Genomic DNA, 15215 nt, shown 5'->3' with positions numbered 1-15215 from the left:
ATCCAATCCGCAGTATTCCTACTTAGTTGGTAGGAAGACTGGGCCAGTGGCCGGCCGGCGTCAAGACCCATCCACGATCCGGGACGGGCGGGGTGGAGGATCTCGGCAATTCCCACCTGTTCGGTGGGGTTGCCGGTGCTCGTCGGTCGGCTGCGGGACAGCCGTCCGGGGTGCCGCCCGATCCGGCGGGACCGGCGCGTCCCGCGGCGGCGTCGGCGACTGCGGGAAGGTCGCCGGTGCCGGAGGTGCCGACGCGTTAGGGTCGATCTCGTGCCGACGCGCAGACTCAAAATCCCCGCGACGAAATATCCGGTCGAGCGGTACACCCTCGACAACGGCCTGCGGGTGGTCCTCACCCCCGATCGCAGCGCCCCGGTCATCGGGGTCGCGGTCGTCTACGACGTCGGCATCCGGTCCGAGCCCGAGGGGCGTACCGGCTTCGCCCACCTCTTCGAGCACCTGATGTTCCAGGGCTCGGAGAACCTGGAGAAGCTGGCCCACTTCCGGCACGTCCAGGGTGCCGGCGGCACGTTCAACGGCTCCACCCACCTGGACTACACCGACTACTTCGAGACGCTGCCGAGCAACGCCCTGGAACGGGCGCTGTTCCTGGAGGCCGACCGGATGCGCGGTCCCCGGCTGACCGAGGAGAACCTGCGCAACCAGGTGGACGTGGTCAAGGAGGAGATCCGGGTCAACGTGCTGAACCGCCCGTACGGCGGCTTCCCGTGGCTGACCCTGCCGCCGGTCATGTTCGACACCTTCCCCAACGCGCACGACGGCTACGGCTCCTTCGTCGACCTGGAGTCGGCCACCGTGGCCGACGCCGCCGACTTCTTCCGCCGCTACTACGCCAGCGGCAACGCGGTGCTGGCGGTCAGCGGCGACATCGACGTCGCCGAGGCGACGGCCCTGATCGAGCGGCACTTCTCCGACGTGCCGGCCCGACCCGCGCCGCGGCGGCCCGACTTCACCGAGCCGGACCTGACCGTCGAGCGGCGCAGCACGTACACCGACACGCTGGCGCCGCTGCCGGCGGTCGCCGGGGCCTGGCGGGTGCCCGACCCGATCGACGACTTCGCCGGCTACCTGCCCTACGTGGTGCTGGCCGAGGTGCTCACCGACGGCGACGCCTCCCGGCTGGTCGAGCGGCTGGTCCAGCGGGACCGGTCGGTCACCGGCCTCGGCGGCTACCTCGGCTTCATGGGCGACCCGTTCGACGTGCGCGACCCCACCGCGCTGCTGCTCCAGGCGCACCTGCCACCGGGCGGGGACGTGGACAAGGTGCTGCGCACCATCGACGAGGAGCTGGACCGGCTGGCCACCGACGGGCTGATCGAGGGCGAGCTGGCGCGTACCCAGGCCAGGATGGCCACCCACCTGCTGCGGGACACCGACGCGGTGCTCGGCCGGGCGCTGCGGATGGCCGTGCTGGAACAGCAACGCGGCGAGCCGGGCCTGCTCAACGAGCTGCCCCGGCTGGTCGGCGAGGTCACCGAGGAGCAGGTCCGGGCCGCCGCGGCCACCCTGCGGCCGGAGCGTCGCGCCGCCGTCGAGGTCATCCCCGGAGGTGCCCGATGAGTACGACCGCTCCCGCCACGCCGCGCGCGCTGCCGCCGCTCGGCCCCACCCGCAAGCTCAAGGTGCCGAAGCAGGGCGAGCGGCGGCTCGCCAACGGGCTCACCGTGATCGCGGTACGCCGTCCCGCCGTGCCCCTGGTCGAGCTGCGGCTGTGGATGCCGTTCGGCCGTACCCACCTGGCCCGCGGCGCGGTGCTCTCGCAGACCATCCTCTCCGGCACGCAGACGCACACCGCCACCCAGATCGCCGCGGAGTTGCAGAAGGTCGGCGGCGGGCTGTCGGCCGGCATCGACCCGGACCGGCTCATGCTCTCCGGGGCCGCCCTGGTCACCGGCCTGGACCGGATGCTGGAGCTGGCGGCCGACGTGCTGACCGACGCGACGTACCCGGCCGACTGGGTCGGCACCGAGCGGGACCGGCTGATCGACCGGATCCAGGTGGCGCAGAGCCAGCCTTCGCACCTGGCCCGGACGGCCCTGCTCAAGCGGATCTACGGCAGCCACCCGTACGCGGTGCAGACCCCGGAGCCCGAGCAGGTTCGCGCGGTGAAGCCGCCGGCGCTGCGCAAGCTGCACGCCGAGCGGGTGCACCCGGCCGAGGCGGTGCTGGTGCTGGTCGGCGACGTGCGGCCGGAGCGGGCGCTGGACGCCGCCGAGCAGGCGCTGAGCGGCTGGCGCGGCGACACCCGTGGCGTCGACCTGCCGCCGACCCCGCCGCTGGAGCCCGGTCCGCTGCTGCTGGTCGACCGGCCCGGCTCGGTGCAGTCCTCGCTGCGCATCGCGCTGCCGGCGGTGCCGCGCACCCACCCGGACCACGCCGCGCTGCAACTGGCCAACCTGGTTTTCGGCGGCTACTTCTCCTCCCGCTGGGTGGAGAACATCCGCGAGGACAAGGGCTACACGTACGGGCCGCACTCGTCGGTCGAGCACTCGGTCGCCGGGTCGGTGCTGGTCGCCGCCGCCGAGGTGGCCACCGAGGTGACCGGCCCCGCGCTGCTGGAGACGACGTACGAGCTGGGCCGGCTCGCCTCGCTGCCGCCGAAGCCGGACGAGCTGGAGCAGGCCCGCCAGTACGCCCTGGGCACCCTCCAGCTCGGCATGTCCACGCAGGCCGGTCTCGCCTCGCTGACCAGCGCGTACGCCGGCAACGGGCTGCGGCTGGACTTCCTGGCCGAGCACGCCGCCCGGCTGGCCAAGGCGACCCCCGAGGACGTCGCGGAGGTCGCGGCCCGCTATCTCGCCCCGGCGAAGGCGGTCACCGTGGTGCTGGGCGACGCCGACCGGATCGAGGGACAGTTGGCCGCGCTGACCCCGGTGCGCCGGGAGTCGGCGTGAGCGGGGAGCCCGTCCCGCCGCTGGCCCGCACCACCCTGGACCGGGCGGCGCACCGGCGTACCGACCCGGACTGGCTGGCGCAGGCCTGGCAGCGGTCCCGGGTGCTGGTGCTCGACTCGTCGCGGGAGGGGATGGCGCTGGCCCGTACCGATGCCAACCCGCCGGCGCTCGTGCTGCGCGAGCCGGCCGAGCTGGACGGGATCGCCGACGCCGCGCCGCTCTTTCTCGGCCTGGAGCCGGACGGCGCGCCGGTCTTCGCGGTGGACGCGCCGCTGCCCGACCTGCCGAACACCCGGGCGTTGCACCTGCGGGACGTCGGGCACCTGCTCAGCGACCGGGACGCGGGCATCTTCACCACCGCGCTGGCGCTGGTCAACTGGCACCTCGGGCACGGCTGGTCGCCGCGGACGGGGCGCCGGACGGAAATCGACGAGGGCGGCTGGTCCCGGGTGGACGCGCAGGGCCAGCGGGCCTGGCCGCGGACCGACCCGGCCATGATCGTGCTGGTGCACGACGGGGTGGACGGCCCGGACGGGCGCTGCCTGCTCGGCAACAACGCGACCTGGCCGCGGACGGCGGGCGAGCGCCGCTTCTCCTGCCTGGCCGGCTACGTCGAGCCGGGGGAGTCGGCCGAGGCGGCCGTGCTGCGCGAGGTGCACGAGGAGGTCGGGGTCGCGGTCGAGCGGATCGGGTACGCGGGCAGCCAGGCCTGGCCGTTCCCCGGCTCGCTGATGCTCGGCTTCCTGGCCGAGGCGGACCCGAAGGCGCCGGTCCTGGTCGACCCGACCGAGATCGCGTACGCCCGCTGGTTCACCCGCCGGGAGGTCGGCGCGGTGCTGGCCGGGCGGGTCGTGGACGCCGGCGACGGGGATCGGGTGATCCTGCCGCCGCCCTCCTCGATCGCCCTCTTCCTCATCCACCGCTGGCTGGACGGGCACTGCTGACCGGTTGCGGACCCGGGGCACCCGGGCCTGAAAAGTGACCGGCTGACGGCCCGGGCCCCGGATCCGGGCCCGGACGCGGTCCCGGCCCGGGACCGTCGTTGCCGCGACGATCCCGGGCCGGGAACACGGACCGTCGTGGCGGATGAGGCGAAGAACACGGCGGGGGAGCCGGTCCGACCACGGCGGACGTCAGGTGGTTCTCAGGTGCTGCGGGCCTCCCACCACTCCTGGTGGACGACGCCGGGCTCGTCGAGTGGGAGCACCTTGACCCGTTGCCGGCCGGACCGGACGGCGCCGACGGTGGACAGCGCGCGGGCGAGCAGCAGCGCGGCGTCACGGTCCTCGGCGTGCACGATCTGGCGGCGCGGTTCGGGCGCGGTCGTCTCGTCCCGCAGCAGGCCACCACCGGCCCAGGCGGCGGCGATGTCGTTGTCGGCGGCGGTGCGGATGTCGGTACGAACGATCAGGAAACGCATGGCTGTCTCCGGATGGACCGCGACGGGGCGAGCACGCTGTGGAAGTTCCACGTCACTCTTTCGTCATGTTACGCCCGCGCGCCGTCCCAGCAAGTGAAACGCCGCCATCCGTCCGGTCTCGTCCGATCATCTGAGGTCTGGTCAGGACGTTCGCGTCGGCGGAGACGACGAGAGGCCGCCGGCGGTGTGCCGACGGCCCCTCGTTGCGTCACCGGATCAGTTCCGATCGAACTGCCCGTTCTTCGCGCCGCCGACGAAGCCGAGCCAGCCGGCCCGGTTGAACAGCAGCACGGGTCCGCTCGGGTCCTTGCTGTCCCGCAGCGCGATCACGGCCGGACCGGCTCCCAGCGGCGCCACCTCCACGCAGTTCGAGGTCTGGCTGCGGGTGCTCTTGCGCCACGGGGCGTCGGCGAGCTGCCGGGCGGAGACGGTGTTGCGGATGTCGTTCATGGTTCTGCTCCTGCTCCTGGGACTCCGATGGGGACGAGTGACCTGCCCGGCCCCGACGGGGTCCGGTGTGGATCACCGTTCCGTCAGGCGCCCGGAGTTTCGCCGGCGCTGGACCGGCGCTGCTGCCGACCCGTGGGCCGACGTGGACGGGGCTGCCGAGTCGGTCAGCCGCCCCGTCGCCTCGAAGAGCCAGGAGAGGGTGTCCGATGCGGAGAGCGCCGCCGAGCACAGCCACTCGAAGGCCACTTTATAGCGATTTACCGGGTTTGCCTCGTGTGACATGACGTCGATGAAGCCGCCTTCGATCGCCAGGGTCTCCGGATCCTGGGGATCGGCGAACCGGTAGAGCGAGAAGGCGGTCGGCGGCAGGTAGAAATCGCCGATCACCGTGTCGCGTTGCAGCAGGTGCAGCGTGACGTTGGGAAGGATGGCCAGCTCACAGAGCTTCACCAACTGCTCGTGCAGCACCTCCGGCGGCCCGGCCCGGCGGCCCAGCGCGGCCTCCTCCAGCACCGCCGTGTAGCGCGGGCCGTCGACCCGGTCCAGCAGCGACTGGCGGGCGAGCCGGGCGCGTACCTCCGTCTCCGGGTCCTCGCCGGCCTCGGGGTCGCCGGTCGCGCTGGCCGCCCGGTCGGCCGAGACGATCCGCAGCCGGGCGTAGCCGGGGGTCTGGAGCAGCCCGGGCACCAGCACCGGGTTGTACTCGCGGATCTCCGCGCAGCCGGCCTCGATCTCCGCCCAGCCGAGTTGCTGCTGTGTCATCACCGGGTACGACTTGCGCCAACCGCGCATGTCGCCGGCCTCGTGGGTGATGCCGATCAGGTCGTCACGCAGCTCCGGCTCGGCGCCGTAGAGGTCCAGCAGGAGGCGTACGTCGTCCGGGTCCGGGCGGCTGCGCCCGTTCTCCAGCCGGGACAGCTTGGACGCCGACGCCCAGCCGATCCGCTCGATGACCTGGTCGCCGGTGAGTCCCGCCGCCTCGCGCAGGCGGCGCAGTTCGGTGCCGAGCCTGCGTCGTCGCAGGATCGGACTGGGTACGGCAGGAGGCACGGGTGTCCTCGTTTCGCGTCGACCGCCGCGGACGCGACGGTAACTGTATGAAATTCGCCCCCCACGGTCAGTATGGACGGCGTGGCCGGTGCCGGAGGTTCCGGCGAGGGCGTGTCACGAGACAAAAAGAGGACCGTGGAAGGTGTCGGCCGTCCGGGCGACGATGACCGGGCCGGTTGCACCTCCCCTGACGCGCCCGACCGGCGCCATGCCCCGCGGAGGGAACCCTCATGCGCACCGTCCTGCGCCGCCCCGACTTCCGACTGCTCTTCGGCGCGCTGCTGGCCAGCATGGCCGCCGAGTCGATCCTGCTGCTCGCGCTCGCCATCTGGGTCAAGGATCTGACCGGCTCCGACGGGCTGGCCGGTGCCACCATCTTCGCGATCATCGCCCCGATGACGCTGGCGCCGCTGGTCGGCTGGGTGGTCGACCGCTACCGCCGGCGGCCGTTCTTCGTCGCCGCGAACCTGGGTACCGCCATGCTGCTCACCCCGCTCTTCGCGGTCCGGGACCGTGCCGATGTCTGGATCATCTACGTGGTGGCCGCGCTGTACGGCTTGTCGTATCTCACGCTCAGCGCGACGCTCAGCGGCCTGATCCGGCAGCTGGTGCCGAGCGAACTGCTCGCCGACGCGAACGGGGCGCTGCAGACCGTGCGGCAGGGGTTGCGGCTCGGCGGCCCGCTGGCCGGGGCGGTCCTCTACGCGGCCGTCGGTGGCTGGCTGCTCGCCACCCTGGCGATGGTCGGGTTCGTCACCGCCGCCGCGGTGGTGGGGCTGCTCCGGGTGGCCGAGACCGAACCGGCGGCGGCCACCCTGCGCTGGCCGGCCGAGCTGGGCGCCGGGCTGCGGCACCTGGCCGGAGAGCCGGCGCTGCGCCGGGCCCTGCTCGGCTACGGCCTGGGCTCGCTGGTGATGGGCTTCAGCGAGTCGCTGATCTTCGCGTACGTCGACCAGGGGTTGGGCCGCGACGCCGCGTTCGTCGGGGTGCTGGTCACCGTGCAGGGGGTGGGTGGGCTGGTGGGCGGCCTGCTCTCACCCGCCGTGGTACGCCGTATCGGCGAGGTCGGGGCGCTCGCCGCCGGGGTGACCTTCTTCGGCCCGGCCGCGTTGGCGCTGGCCTGGCCGGACCTCCGGCTCGGGGTGCTGGCGCTGCTGCTGGCCGGGGTCTCGTTGCCGCTGACCATGGTGGGGCTCGCCACGCTGATCCAGCGGCGCACCCCGCCCCGGCTGCTGGGCCGGGTCGCCGCGGCGTCCGAGGCGCTGGTCAGTGGCCCGCAGGCGTGCTCCATCGGCGCGGGCGCGCTGCTCGTCGGGGTGTTCGACTACCGGCTGCTGTTCGTCCTGGTCGGGGTGATCACCACCGCCGCCGGCGCCTGGCTCTGGCGCGGCCGCCGGCTCTCCCCGCCGCCCGCCCCGCTCCCCACGCCCCGTCGCCCCCACCCCACGGAACACCTCACCCCCGACCCCACCCGCCTCTGACCGGCCCCGCCGCCCGGCGTCCCTCACGCCGCTTACCGGGAAAGAGGGCCCATTCCGCACGGAATGGGCCCTCTTTCCCGGAAACTGCGCCGCAGCGGCGGTGGGGGTCAGCCGGCGAGGCTGTCCAGGTGCTTCTTGACCTGGGTGATGGAGGGGTTGGTCAGGGCACTGCCGTCGGCGAAGCGGAGCGTGGGGACGGTCTGGTTGCCGCCGTTGACGCTCATCACGAACTCGGCCGCCTTCGTGTCCTGCTCGATGTCGACCACCTCGTACCCGATGCCCTCCCGGTCCAGCTGCGACTTGAGCCGGTGGCAGTAGCCGCACCACGAGGTGGAATACATCGTCAACATGGTCAGGTCCTCCAAGTGATCGCCTCGCCCGGCCTGTCGTTCAGGTCAGGCTAACCGCTGCAACATCAGCGGGAGCTGAGATGATTCCTCGCTGTGGGGGTTCACTCAGCGGCGGACGTCGTGCTCGCCGGGCTCGACCCGGAGCAGCGCTCGGCGGTGACCGCCCCGGCCGGCCCGGTCTGCATCCTGGCCGGCGCGGGCACCGGCAAGACCCGCGCGGTGACCTCCCGGATCGCCCATCGCGCGCTGACCGGCGAGATCTCCCCCCGGCACGTGCTGGCGGTCACCTTCACCGCCCGGGCCGCCGCCGAGATGCGAAGCCGTCTCGCCGTTCTCGGGGTGCCGGGTGTGCAGGCGCGGACCTTCCACGCGGCGGCGCTGCGCCAGGTGCGCTACTTCGCGCCCCGGCTGCTGGAGGGGCGCGCCATGCCCGAGCTGCTGGACAGCAAGGTGCGGGTGGTCACCCTGGCCGCCGCCAAGGTCGGCCTGCGCGCCGACCGGGCCGCCGCGCGCGACCTCGCCGGCGAGATCGAGTGGGCCAAGTCGTCGCTGGTCGAGCCGGGTGAGTACGTGGTCGCCGCGGCCAAGGCGCTGCGCGAGACGCCGTACGAGCCGGCGAAGGTGGCCGAGGTCTTCGCCGCGTACGAGCGGCTCAAGCGCTCCAACGGCGTGATCGACTTCGAGGACATGCTGCGCGCCGCGGTCTGGGGGATCGAGGAGCACCGGGACGTCGCCGAGCAGGTGCGCGGCCAGTACCGGCACTTCGTCGTCGACGAGTACCAGGACGTCAACCCGTTGCAGCAGCGGCTGCTGGACGCCTGGCTCGGCGGCCGGGACGACCTGACCGTGGTGGGCGACGCCAGCCAGACGATCTACTCGTTCACCGGGGCCACCTCGGCGTACCTGGTCGACTTTCCGCGCCGGCACCGGGGCGCCACGGTCGTCCGGCTGGTCCGCGACTACCGCTCCACCCCGCAGGTGGTCGGGCTGGCCAACGCGGTGATCTCGCAGGCCCGGGGCGCCGAGGCGCGGCTGCGGCTGGAGCTGCACGGGCAGCGCCCGCCGGGCCCCGAGCCGGAGCTGCGGATCTTCACCGACGAGCCGGCCGAGGCGAACGCCGTCGCCGCCCGCTGCCGGGCCCTGGTCGACGGGGGCACCCCGGCCAAGGAGATCGCCGTGCTGTTCCGGACCAACGCGCAGTCCGAGGCGTACGAGAAGGCGCTGACCGAGGCCGGCGTGCCGTACGTGGTGCAGGGGGCGGAGCGGTTCTTCGAGCGGGTCGAGGTGCGCCAGGCGATGGTCGCGCTGCGGGCTGCCACCCGCTCGATCCCGGGGGAGACCCCGCTGCCGACCGCCGTGGTCGAGGCGCTCGCCGCGGTGGGCTGGGCCCCCGACGCGCCCCCGGCCGGCGGCGCCGCGCGGGAACGGTGGGAGGCGCTGGCCGCGCTGGTCCAGCTCGCCGAGGAGTACGCGGCGACGCCGGAGGTGCTGCCGATCGGCGAGGCCGCCGCGGTGGAGCGGCCGGTGACCCTGAGCGACTTCAACCAGGAGCTGGCCCGCCGCGCCGCCCAGCAGCACGTGCCGACCGTGGACGGGGTGACGCTGGCGTCGCTGCACTCGGCCAAGGGGCTGGAGTGGGACGCGGTCTTCCTGGTCGGGCTCTCCGAGGGCACGCTGCCCACCACGTACGCCCGTACCCCGGAGCAGGTCGAGGAGGAGCGCCGGCTGCTCTACGTCGGCATCACCCGCGCCCGGCAGTGGCTCTGGCTGTCGTACGCCTCGGCCCGCTCGCCCGGTGGACGGGCCCGGCGGCCGTCGAGGTTCCTGCCGCAGCTGGACCGCTCCGGCGGCGGCGAGCGGGCCGGCGGCGGCGTGGCGAAGCGCACCGCCGCGCGCCGGCCCGCCACCCAGATCGTCTCCTGCCGGATCTGCGGCGCGACCCTGCTCGCCGGCCCGGACCGCAAGCTGGGCCGCTGCCCGACCTGCCCGTCCGACATCGACGAGGACCTGTACGAGCGGCTGCGGGACTGGCGGGCCCGGGTGGCCGGCGCGCAGAAGGTCCCGGCGTACGTCGTCTTCACCGACGCCACCCTGACCGCGCTGGCCGAGCGGCGTCCCGGGCGCATCGAGGAGCTGATCGCCATCGCCGGGATCGGGCCCCGCAAGCTCGGCCTCTACGGCGAGGCGGTGCTGGCGCTGGTGGACGGTGCGGCGGTGGACGACATCGCGCCGCAAAAAACTTTCGAAATCTCGTCGTAAATTCGTTTGCCCTCGCCCCCGGGCGAGGAATAGCCTCATGGCACACCTTGGGAGCGGCGCCATTCCGGCTGCTCACGGGGTGGGAGACCAAGTCGGCACGAGGAACGTGAGGGAGGTGGCACCCGTGGAGATCTTCACCTATGAGCGTCCGGCGGCGATGCCAGCTGCCTGCGCTCCGCTGTCAACTGTCCGGGTGGCCCTTGCCGCCACGCGACCGTCGGTTCCGCAGGTGCACCAGGTCCAGGCTCAGGCCGAGCTGACCCTGACCGTCGCACCGATCGGAGTCGAGGGGACCAGTGGCTTCACGGGCATGGGCATCGGTGTCGCCAAGAAGCGCACGGATGTCCGCGGCGTTCCACCTCGAGGTAGACCGGTCTGAATCCAGACCACCGGCTCACCTCGAGGCCGCGGAACCCGCTCACCGGGATCCGCGGCCTCAGTTTTTTGCCCCGCCGTATGTCGGAAATGCGATCCACGAGATCGAAGTGAGAGAGAGGTGACCGGGCGATGAGTCTGGCGTTGGCCCCGCTCGACGTGAGCGTCGAGTTGGAGGCGAACCTGCCCTGCCGGAAGTTCGACCCTGACCTGTGGTTCTCCGACCAGCCCGCCGAGCTGGAGTTGGCCAAGTCGCTCTGCGGGGACTGCCCGCTGCGCGTCGAGTGCCTCGCCGGTGCGGTGGAGCGGGCGGAGCCGTGGGGCGTCTGGGGCGGCGAGATCTTCGAGCGTGGCGCGGTCGTCCCGCGCAAGCGGCCCCGTGGCCGTCCGCGCAAGGAGGACCTCGCCCGCGACGCGGCGCTCCGGGTCGAGGCCGAGGCGCGACTGGTGGCCAGTGGTGTGGCCACGTCGCGCAACGCGGTCCGGCTGGCGGCCTGACAACTTCCCGTTCCAACCCCCGCCGGTGTCCGACACCGGCCGCGAGAAAGCCGAAACCAATGCTGCACTACCCGAACGGAACCGAGATGCAACTACTCCACGAAGCGTTGTCCCGTGCCCGAATGCGCCGGCCTCAGGCCGGTCGTACCACCACGAGCACTGAGGCAACCCGTTCCGCCCGTACCGTCGCGATGAAGAGCCGGAGCCAGTCGGCTCGCGACCTGGGCGCTCTCTAGATCCCTACCGAGTACGCGGGGGCGGTGACCGGATTCCGGTCACCGCCCCCGCGTCGTCACGTGGCCCGGTCAGGCCACCGGCGCGAAGCCGGGCAGCCAGCGTTCCAGGATCCCCCGGTACGGCGCCTTGGCCTCCAACTGGCACAGCACCCCGATCGAACCCAGCGTCACACGGTGGATCATCAGGTACGACGGGGGCAGGTTGAGCTGCCGGCTGAGCTGGTAGGTCGGCGACTTCGGGCTGGCCAGGCGGGCCGCCTCGGACCGCAGCCAGGCCCGGGTGAACCGGAATTCCTCGGCGGCGATCGGTTCCAGCATCGGCCGCAGGAAATCGAGCACCGCGTGGGCGTCGATCGGCTCCGTGGAGCTGACGAAGCCCTCCTTCCGCAGGCCGTCCACCACACCGTCCGCGTCGCCGCGCAACGCCAGCCCGGCGATCCGGCCGATCGGCTCCGGGGTGCCCTCCGGCATCCGCGCCACCGCCCCGAAGTCGATCACGCCGAGCCGGCCGTCGGGCAGCAGCCGGAAGTTGCCGGGGTGCGGGTCGGCGTGCAGCAGACCGGCCCGGGGCGGCGCGGACAGGTGCAGCGTCGCCATCAGCCGGCCCGCCTCGTCCCGCTGCTCCTCGGTCCCCTCGCGGATGATGTCCGCCAGCGGCGTCCCCTCGATCCACTCGGTGACCAGCACCCGGGGCGAGCTGGAGAGCACGGCCGGGATGAAGATCTTTGGGTCGTCGGCGTACGCGGCGGCGAAGGCCCGTTGCGACTCGGCCTCCAGCTCGTAGTCCAGCTCCTCGGTGACCCGCTCCCGCAGCTCGACCAGCAGCGGCTTGACGTCCAGACCTGGCTGGATGGCCCGGAACATCCCGCCCAGCCGGGAGAGCTGCTTGAGGTCGGCGAGCAGCGCGTCGCCGGCGCCCGGGTACTGGATCTTGACGGCCGCGGTCCGCGCCTCGCCGGTCTCCGGGTTCCGCCAGATCGCCTTGTGCACCTGCCCGATGCTGGCCGCGGCGGCCGGAGTGTCGTCGAACTCGACGAACCGGTCCCGCCAGTCCGGCCCGAGCTGCTCGGCGAGCACCTTGTGCACGCTTGCCACCGGCAGCGGCGGGGCCGCCTCCTGGAGCTTGGTCAACGCCTGCCGGTAGGGGGCGGCGATCTCCTCCGGCAGCGCCGCCTCGAAGACCGACAGCGCCTGACCGAACTTCATCGCCCCGCCCTTGAGCTGCCCGAGGACGCTGAAGAGCTGCTCGGCGGTGCGCTGCTGGATCTCGGCGGAGATGACGTCGGAGGCGAGCCCGGTGACGCGCTTACCCATGCCGAGGACGGTCCGCCCGGCGAAGCCGAGCGGCAGAGCGGCGAGCTTGGCGGTCCGGGACACGGCCCGGCGCGGGATGTCGGTCACTTGGTCATTGTTACCGACTCGGTGGGCCCGCTGCTGCTCCGAAGCTCGGCTCGGCCCCGGCTTCCCTCCTCCGCGCCCCACCGGCCCCACCCGCCCCGCTGCCCGAGTGGGCCGACGCGCGCCCGGCCTCGCCGCCGGCCGTCCCTCTGCTGCCCGAGTGGGCCGACGCGCCGTCCGGCTCGCCGCCGGCCGTCCCTCCGCTGCCGCGGGCGGCCGGTCAGCGCCGGCGGCCGGCGCACCCGCAGGAGGGGTGCGGCGGCCAGACCCGGCGCCGGAACCGGCCCGCCGCGCCGATCTCCACGGCACAACCGAGCGTCTCCGGAGCGCCGCCGTCGAGGTGGGCCAGCGCCTCGGCGACGGCGTACCCGACGGCGGCCAGCAGGGTCGCGGCGGCGCACGCCTGGTCGGCCGGGTCCGCCGCGAGCTGGGCGGCGAGCCCGGGCCAGCCCGGATCCCGGTCGGCCCGGTGCAGGTCCAGGCAGTGCAGGCAGGGGCCGACCGGCGGTCGCACCAGCGGCCCGACCACGGGTACGCCCTCGCGCAGGCCGAGCAGCAGGTGCGGCTGGCGACGCTGGGCGTACCCGGCGGCGAGCAGGGCGGCCGGCCGGTCGGCGCCGAGGTGGACCACCAGCTCGACCCGGCCGCGGCGCAACGGGCGGGTCTGCGTGCCGGGGGCGGTCCGGCCGATCGCCGAGCGGAGCGCGGCGGCCAGCGGGCGCCCGACGTCGGACCCGGCCAGCCCGGTGCCGACCAGGTCGGCGGGGCCGACCGTGCCGGTGAGCTCGGGTGCCACGTGACCCACTCCGGCCTGCGCCAACGCGACGGCGACCGGGCCGCCGAGCCGGCCGGCGCCGGTGACCACCACCCGAGCGGCCCGCCGCCGGCGTAGCAGCTGCGCCGGGGTGCCGGGCAGGGTGGGCGCGGCCAGCGCGAGCGCCCCGGCCTCCGCGGCGAGACGGCTGCGTGCCGGGCCGGCCAGGTCCCGGGGGAGCAGCGTGTGCGCGGGTACGACCAGACCGGCGGCGCAGAGCGCGTTCAGCAGTTCGCGGGCCTCGTCCGGGGCGATCCGGGCGGCCACGGCGTCGGCCAGGATCGCGCGCTCGCTGCGGTTGCCGTCGAGCAGGTCGAGCAGGCGAGCGGCGCGCGGGTCGGCGACCTCCAGCAGGACGGCGCGCCCCGGGTCGAGCCCGAGTTGCAGGGTGTGCCGGTCGCGCCAGAGCCGGGTCAGGCCGGGCAGCAGCGTCGGGCGGGGCAGGGACGGGCGGGAGAGGGGCGGGTGGGCCGGGCGGGTCTGCGGGCTCATGACGACGGATCGTGACCGAATCAGCGCTGTCCGTCGATCGTTGTCCACAGGTGTGCGGCGCTCTGTCCAGCACTGTCCACAGGAAGCGGCGGGATATCCACAACCGGCGGGTAACTCTGTCGACCTCCCGACAGCGTCGTCCCCCGCGGAACGCGTACGGGTCAGACCTTGGCCTTGCCCAGGATGCGGTTCACTGTTGTGCCGCACACCGGACACTTGCCCTTGGCCATGTTCATCCCGGTCTTCGAAACCTCGATGCGCCCCTCGAAGTCCCGCTTCTCCTTGCACTTGACGCAGTAACCGTTGTAGGTCTGGGCCTGGTCGGCCACGGTAGCCTCCTCGTCTCGTCCGCCGGGCGAGCCGGCCCGGCGGGTCTCCCGGCGGCGGGGCCACGCGGGGCCCAGGCGCTGGGTCTTTCTCCGCGGACACCTTCGTGACCGCTGGTTGGCGGACCCTACCCAGATCTGGGCGAATCCATGTCAGCTGTGCATCGACACTGTGAGGAAGTCGACGTCGAGAGTGTGCATGCCGGAATGGGCCGGATTAGTGAGTTTGCCGGGGACACGCCGGTCGGGGACCCGCAAAAACGCCCGCACGGGGCCCGAGCGGCGCTGCGGAGGGTGATCACCTACGGTGGGTGGGACGCGAGCGTCGAGTGCCTCCCTGGCCGCCACGAAGGGTGATCGGGGCGGCCCGACATGGTCATCCACAGTTTTTTTCGGGACTCCTCGCGACCAACCACCATTTTCCGGGCGCGTGTCGCGGTGTTGACCCTTGCGGACCCCTGGTCAGTACGCATTAGCTTTCCCTCGTGGCAGGAATGCACGGCTGCGCGGCCCACTGATGGCTGGGGCGCGGAAGCCGGTCGTCGAGGTACGGCGCAGTCAGCGCCGGCGACGCACGGTGTCCGCCTACCGCGACGGGGAGCGGGTCGTGGTGCTGATCCCCGACCAGTTCTCCCGCGCCGAGGAGAGCGAGTGGGTCGACCGGATGCTCGCCCGGCTCGCCGCCCGTGAGGGCCGGCTCGCCCGCTCCGACACCGAACTGCTCGACCGGGCGCTGCGCCTGATCAACCTCTACCTCCCCGACCACGGCAGCGACGCCCTGCCCGCCAGCGTCCGCTGGGTCACCAACCAGAACGGCCGGTGGGGGTCCTGCACCCCGGCCGACCGGACCATCCGGATCTCGCACCGCCTGCAGGACATGCCGGACTGGGTCCTCGACTACGTGCTGCTGCACGAGCTGGCGCACCTCATCGTGCCCAGCCACAACGCCCGGTTCTGGGAGCTCGTCGGCCGGTACCCGAAGACCGAGCGGGCCCGCGGCTACCTGGAAGGCGTCGCCGCCGCCTCCGCCGTACCCGTCCCCGGCTGACCCGCACCGCTCCGGCCCGCTCCCGCCAGCGCATGATCGACTCCGTGTCGGGGACGTGGCGGCATCCGTCCGCCTCGGACACCGCCATTGCGGCGACCCGGAG

At 73.3% G+C, this 15215-nt stretch carries 15 protein-coding genes; 8 read left to right on the top strand and 7 right to left on the bottom strand.

From position 1 onward, the window contains the following. The first annotated feature begins 270 nt into the window (after positions 1 to 270). The 3 genes from V6U89_RS03640 to nudC are packed head-to-tail and all read left to right on the top strand — an operon-like array spanning position 271 to position 3859. Complete coding sequence (locus tag V6U89_RS03640; RefSeq protein WP_334569153.1) at positions 271 to 1581, top strand: M16 family metallopeptidase; 1311 nt, start codon at positions 271 to 273, stop codon at positions 1579 to 1581. After that, positions 1578 to 2915: a M16 family metallopeptidase gene (locus V6U89_RS03635; protein WP_334569152.1), complete on the top strand. Its 1338-nt coding sequence runs from the start codon at positions 1578 to 1580 to the stop codon at positions 2913 to 2915. Before V6U89_RS03640 ends, V6U89_RS03635 begins: the two co-directional genes overlap by 4 nt. Further along, entirely contained in the window at positions 2912 to 3859 is a 948-nt protein-coding gene (nudC, locus tag V6U89_RS03630) for an NAD(+) diphosphatase (RefSeq protein ID WP_334569151.1), read from the top strand. The genes V6U89_RS03635 and nudC overlap by 4 nt, the downstream gene beginning before the upstream one ends. A gap of 200 nt (positions 3860 to 4059) precedes the next feature. Here nudC and V6U89_RS03625 read toward each other — a convergent pair whose 3' ends face one another. The 3 genes from V6U89_RS03625 to V6U89_RS03615 all read right to left on the bottom strand — a co-directional run bounded on the left by V6U89_RS03625 (position 4060) and on the right by V6U89_RS03615 (position 5835). Beyond that, on the bottom strand, positions 4060 to 4335 hold the full coding sequence (locus tag V6U89_RS03625; RefSeq protein ID WP_334569149.1) for a hypothetical protein: 276 nt from the start codon (positions 4333 to 4335) through the stop codon (positions 4060 to 4062). Positions 4336 to 4551: 216 nt separating this feature from the next. Continuing rightward, positions 4552 to 4785, bottom strand: coding sequence for a DUF397 domain-containing protein (locus V6U89_RS03620; RefSeq protein ID WP_334569148.1), 234 nt, complete (start codon positions 4783 to 4785; stop codon positions 4552 to 4554). A gap of 72 nt (positions 4786 to 4857) precedes the next feature. Beyond that, positions 4858 to 5835 carry a helix-turn-helix domain-containing protein gene (locus V6U89_RS03615; protein WP_334569147.1) on the bottom strand — a complete coding sequence of 326 codons (978 nt, stop codon included), beginning with the start codon at positions 5833 to 5835 and terminating at the stop codon, positions 4858 to 4860. A 230-nt stretch (positions 5836 to 6065) separates the two neighbouring features. Here V6U89_RS03615 and V6U89_RS03610 point away from each other — a divergent pair, with 230 nt between their 5' ends. After that, on the top strand, positions 6066 to 7316 hold the full coding sequence (locus V6U89_RS03610; protein WP_334569146.1) for an MFS transporter: 1251 nt from the start codon (positions 6066 to 6068) through the stop codon (positions 7314 to 7316). A gap of 107 nt (positions 7317 to 7423) precedes the next feature. On the opposite strand, the gene V6U89_RS03605 is transcribed toward V6U89_RS03610, so the two are convergent. Further along, positions 7424 to 7666, bottom strand: a complete 243-nt coding sequence (locus V6U89_RS03605) for a mycoredoxin (protein WP_334569145.1) — start codon at positions 7664 to 7666, stop codon at positions 7424 to 7426. A 93-nt stretch (positions 7667 to 7759) separates the two neighbouring features. On the opposite strand from V6U89_RS03605, the gene V6U89_RS03600 reads away from it, so the two are divergent. The 3 genes from V6U89_RS03600 to V6U89_RS03590 all read left to right on the top strand — a co-directional run bounded on the left by V6U89_RS03600 (position 7760) and on the right by V6U89_RS03590 (position 10798). Next, positions 7760 to 9925: an ATP-dependent DNA helicase UvrD2 gene (locus tag V6U89_RS03600; protein ID WP_334569144.1), complete on the top strand. Its 2166-nt coding sequence runs from the start codon at positions 7760 to 7762 to the stop codon at positions 9923 to 9925. 124 nt (positions 9926 to 10049) lie between these two features. Then, the gene (locus tag V6U89_RS03595; protein WP_088964418.1) at positions 10050 to 10304 is read left to right on the top strand and encodes a hypothetical protein; all 255 of its coding nucleotides are present in this window, start codon (positions 10050 to 10052) and stop codon (positions 10302 to 10304) included. Positions 10305 to 10432: 128 nt separating this feature from the next. After that, complete coding sequence (locus tag V6U89_RS03590; RefSeq protein WP_179801717.1) at positions 10433 to 10798, top strand: WhiB family transcriptional regulator; 366 nt, start codon at positions 10433 to 10435, stop codon at positions 10796 to 10798. A 305-nt stretch (positions 10799 to 11103) separates the two neighbouring features. Here the strand turns inward: V6U89_RS03590 and V6U89_RS03585 are convergent, their stop codons facing one another. The 3 genes from V6U89_RS03585 to V6U89_RS03575 form a co-directional block, all read right to left on the bottom strand. Next, positions 11104 to 12435: an ABC1 kinase family protein gene (locus tag V6U89_RS03585; protein ID WP_334569143.1), complete on the bottom strand. Its 1332-nt coding sequence runs from the start codon at positions 12433 to 12435 to the stop codon at positions 11104 to 11106. Positions 12436 to 12652: 217 nt separating this feature from the next. Continuing rightward, positions 12653 to 13738, bottom strand: a complete 1086-nt coding sequence (locus tag V6U89_RS03580; protein WP_334569142.1) for a hypothetical protein — start codon at positions 13736 to 13738, stop codon at positions 12653 to 12655. Between the two features lie 161 nt (positions 13739 to 13899). Next, positions 13900 to 14067: a DUF5679 domain-containing protein gene (locus V6U89_RS03575; RefSeq protein WP_165945332.1), complete on the bottom strand. Its 168-nt coding sequence runs from the start codon at positions 14065 to 14067 to the stop codon at positions 13900 to 13902. Between the two features lie 514 nt (positions 14068 to 14581). Here V6U89_RS03575 and V6U89_RS03570 point away from each other — a divergent pair. Then, a complete protein-coding gene (locus V6U89_RS03570) occupies positions 14582 to 15112 on the top strand; it encodes a M48 metallopeptidase family protein (protein WP_334569141.1) in 531 nt (176 codons plus the stop codon). Positions 15113 to 15215: the final 103 nt, after the last annotated feature.

The sequence above is a fragment of the Micromonospora sp. CPCC 206171 genome, assembly GCF_036906755.1.
Taxonomy (GTDB): Bacteria; Actinomycetota; Actinomycetes; order Mycobacteriales; family Micromonosporaceae; genus Micromonospora; species Micromonospora purpureochromogenes.
Note: the sequence above shows the minus strand (reverse complement) of the source record. Positions and strands in the feature narration are given on the sequence as shown.

Bases quoted from the DNA above. Each gene is read 5' to 3' on its own strand.
- V6U89_RS03570 (WP_334569141.1), top strand. From the start codon at position 14,582: ATGGCTGGGGCGCGGAAGCCGGTCGTCGAGGTACGGCGCAGTCAGCGC.
- V6U89_RS03625 (WP_334569149.1), bottom strand. From the start codon at position 4,335: ATGCGTTTCCTGATCGTTCGTACCGACATCCGCACCGCCGCCGACAAC.
- V6U89_RS03620 (WP_334569148.1), bottom strand. From the start codon at position 4,785: ATGAACGACATCCGCAACACCGTCTCCGCCCGGCAGCTCGCCGACGCC.
- V6U89_RS03605 (WP_334569145.1), bottom strand. From the start codon at position 7,666: ATGTTGACGATGTATTCCACCTCGTGGTGCGGCTACTGCCACCGGCTC.
- V6U89_RS03610 (WP_334569146.1), top strand. From the start codon at position 6,066: ATGCGCACCGTCCTGCGCCGCCCCGACTTCCGACTGCTCTTCGGCGCG.
- V6U89_RS03580 (WP_334569142.1), bottom strand. From the start codon at position 13,738: ATGAGCCCGCAGACCCGCCCGGCCCACCCGCCCCTCTCCCGCCCGTCC.
- V6U89_RS03635 (WP_334569152.1), top strand. From the start codon at position 1,578: ATGAGTACGACCGCTCCCGCCACGCCGCGCGCGCTGCCGCCGCTCGGC.
- V6U89_RS03590 (WP_179801717.1), top strand. From the start codon at position 10,433: ATGAGTCTGGCGTTGGCCCCGCTCGACGTGAGCGTCGAGTTGGAGGCG.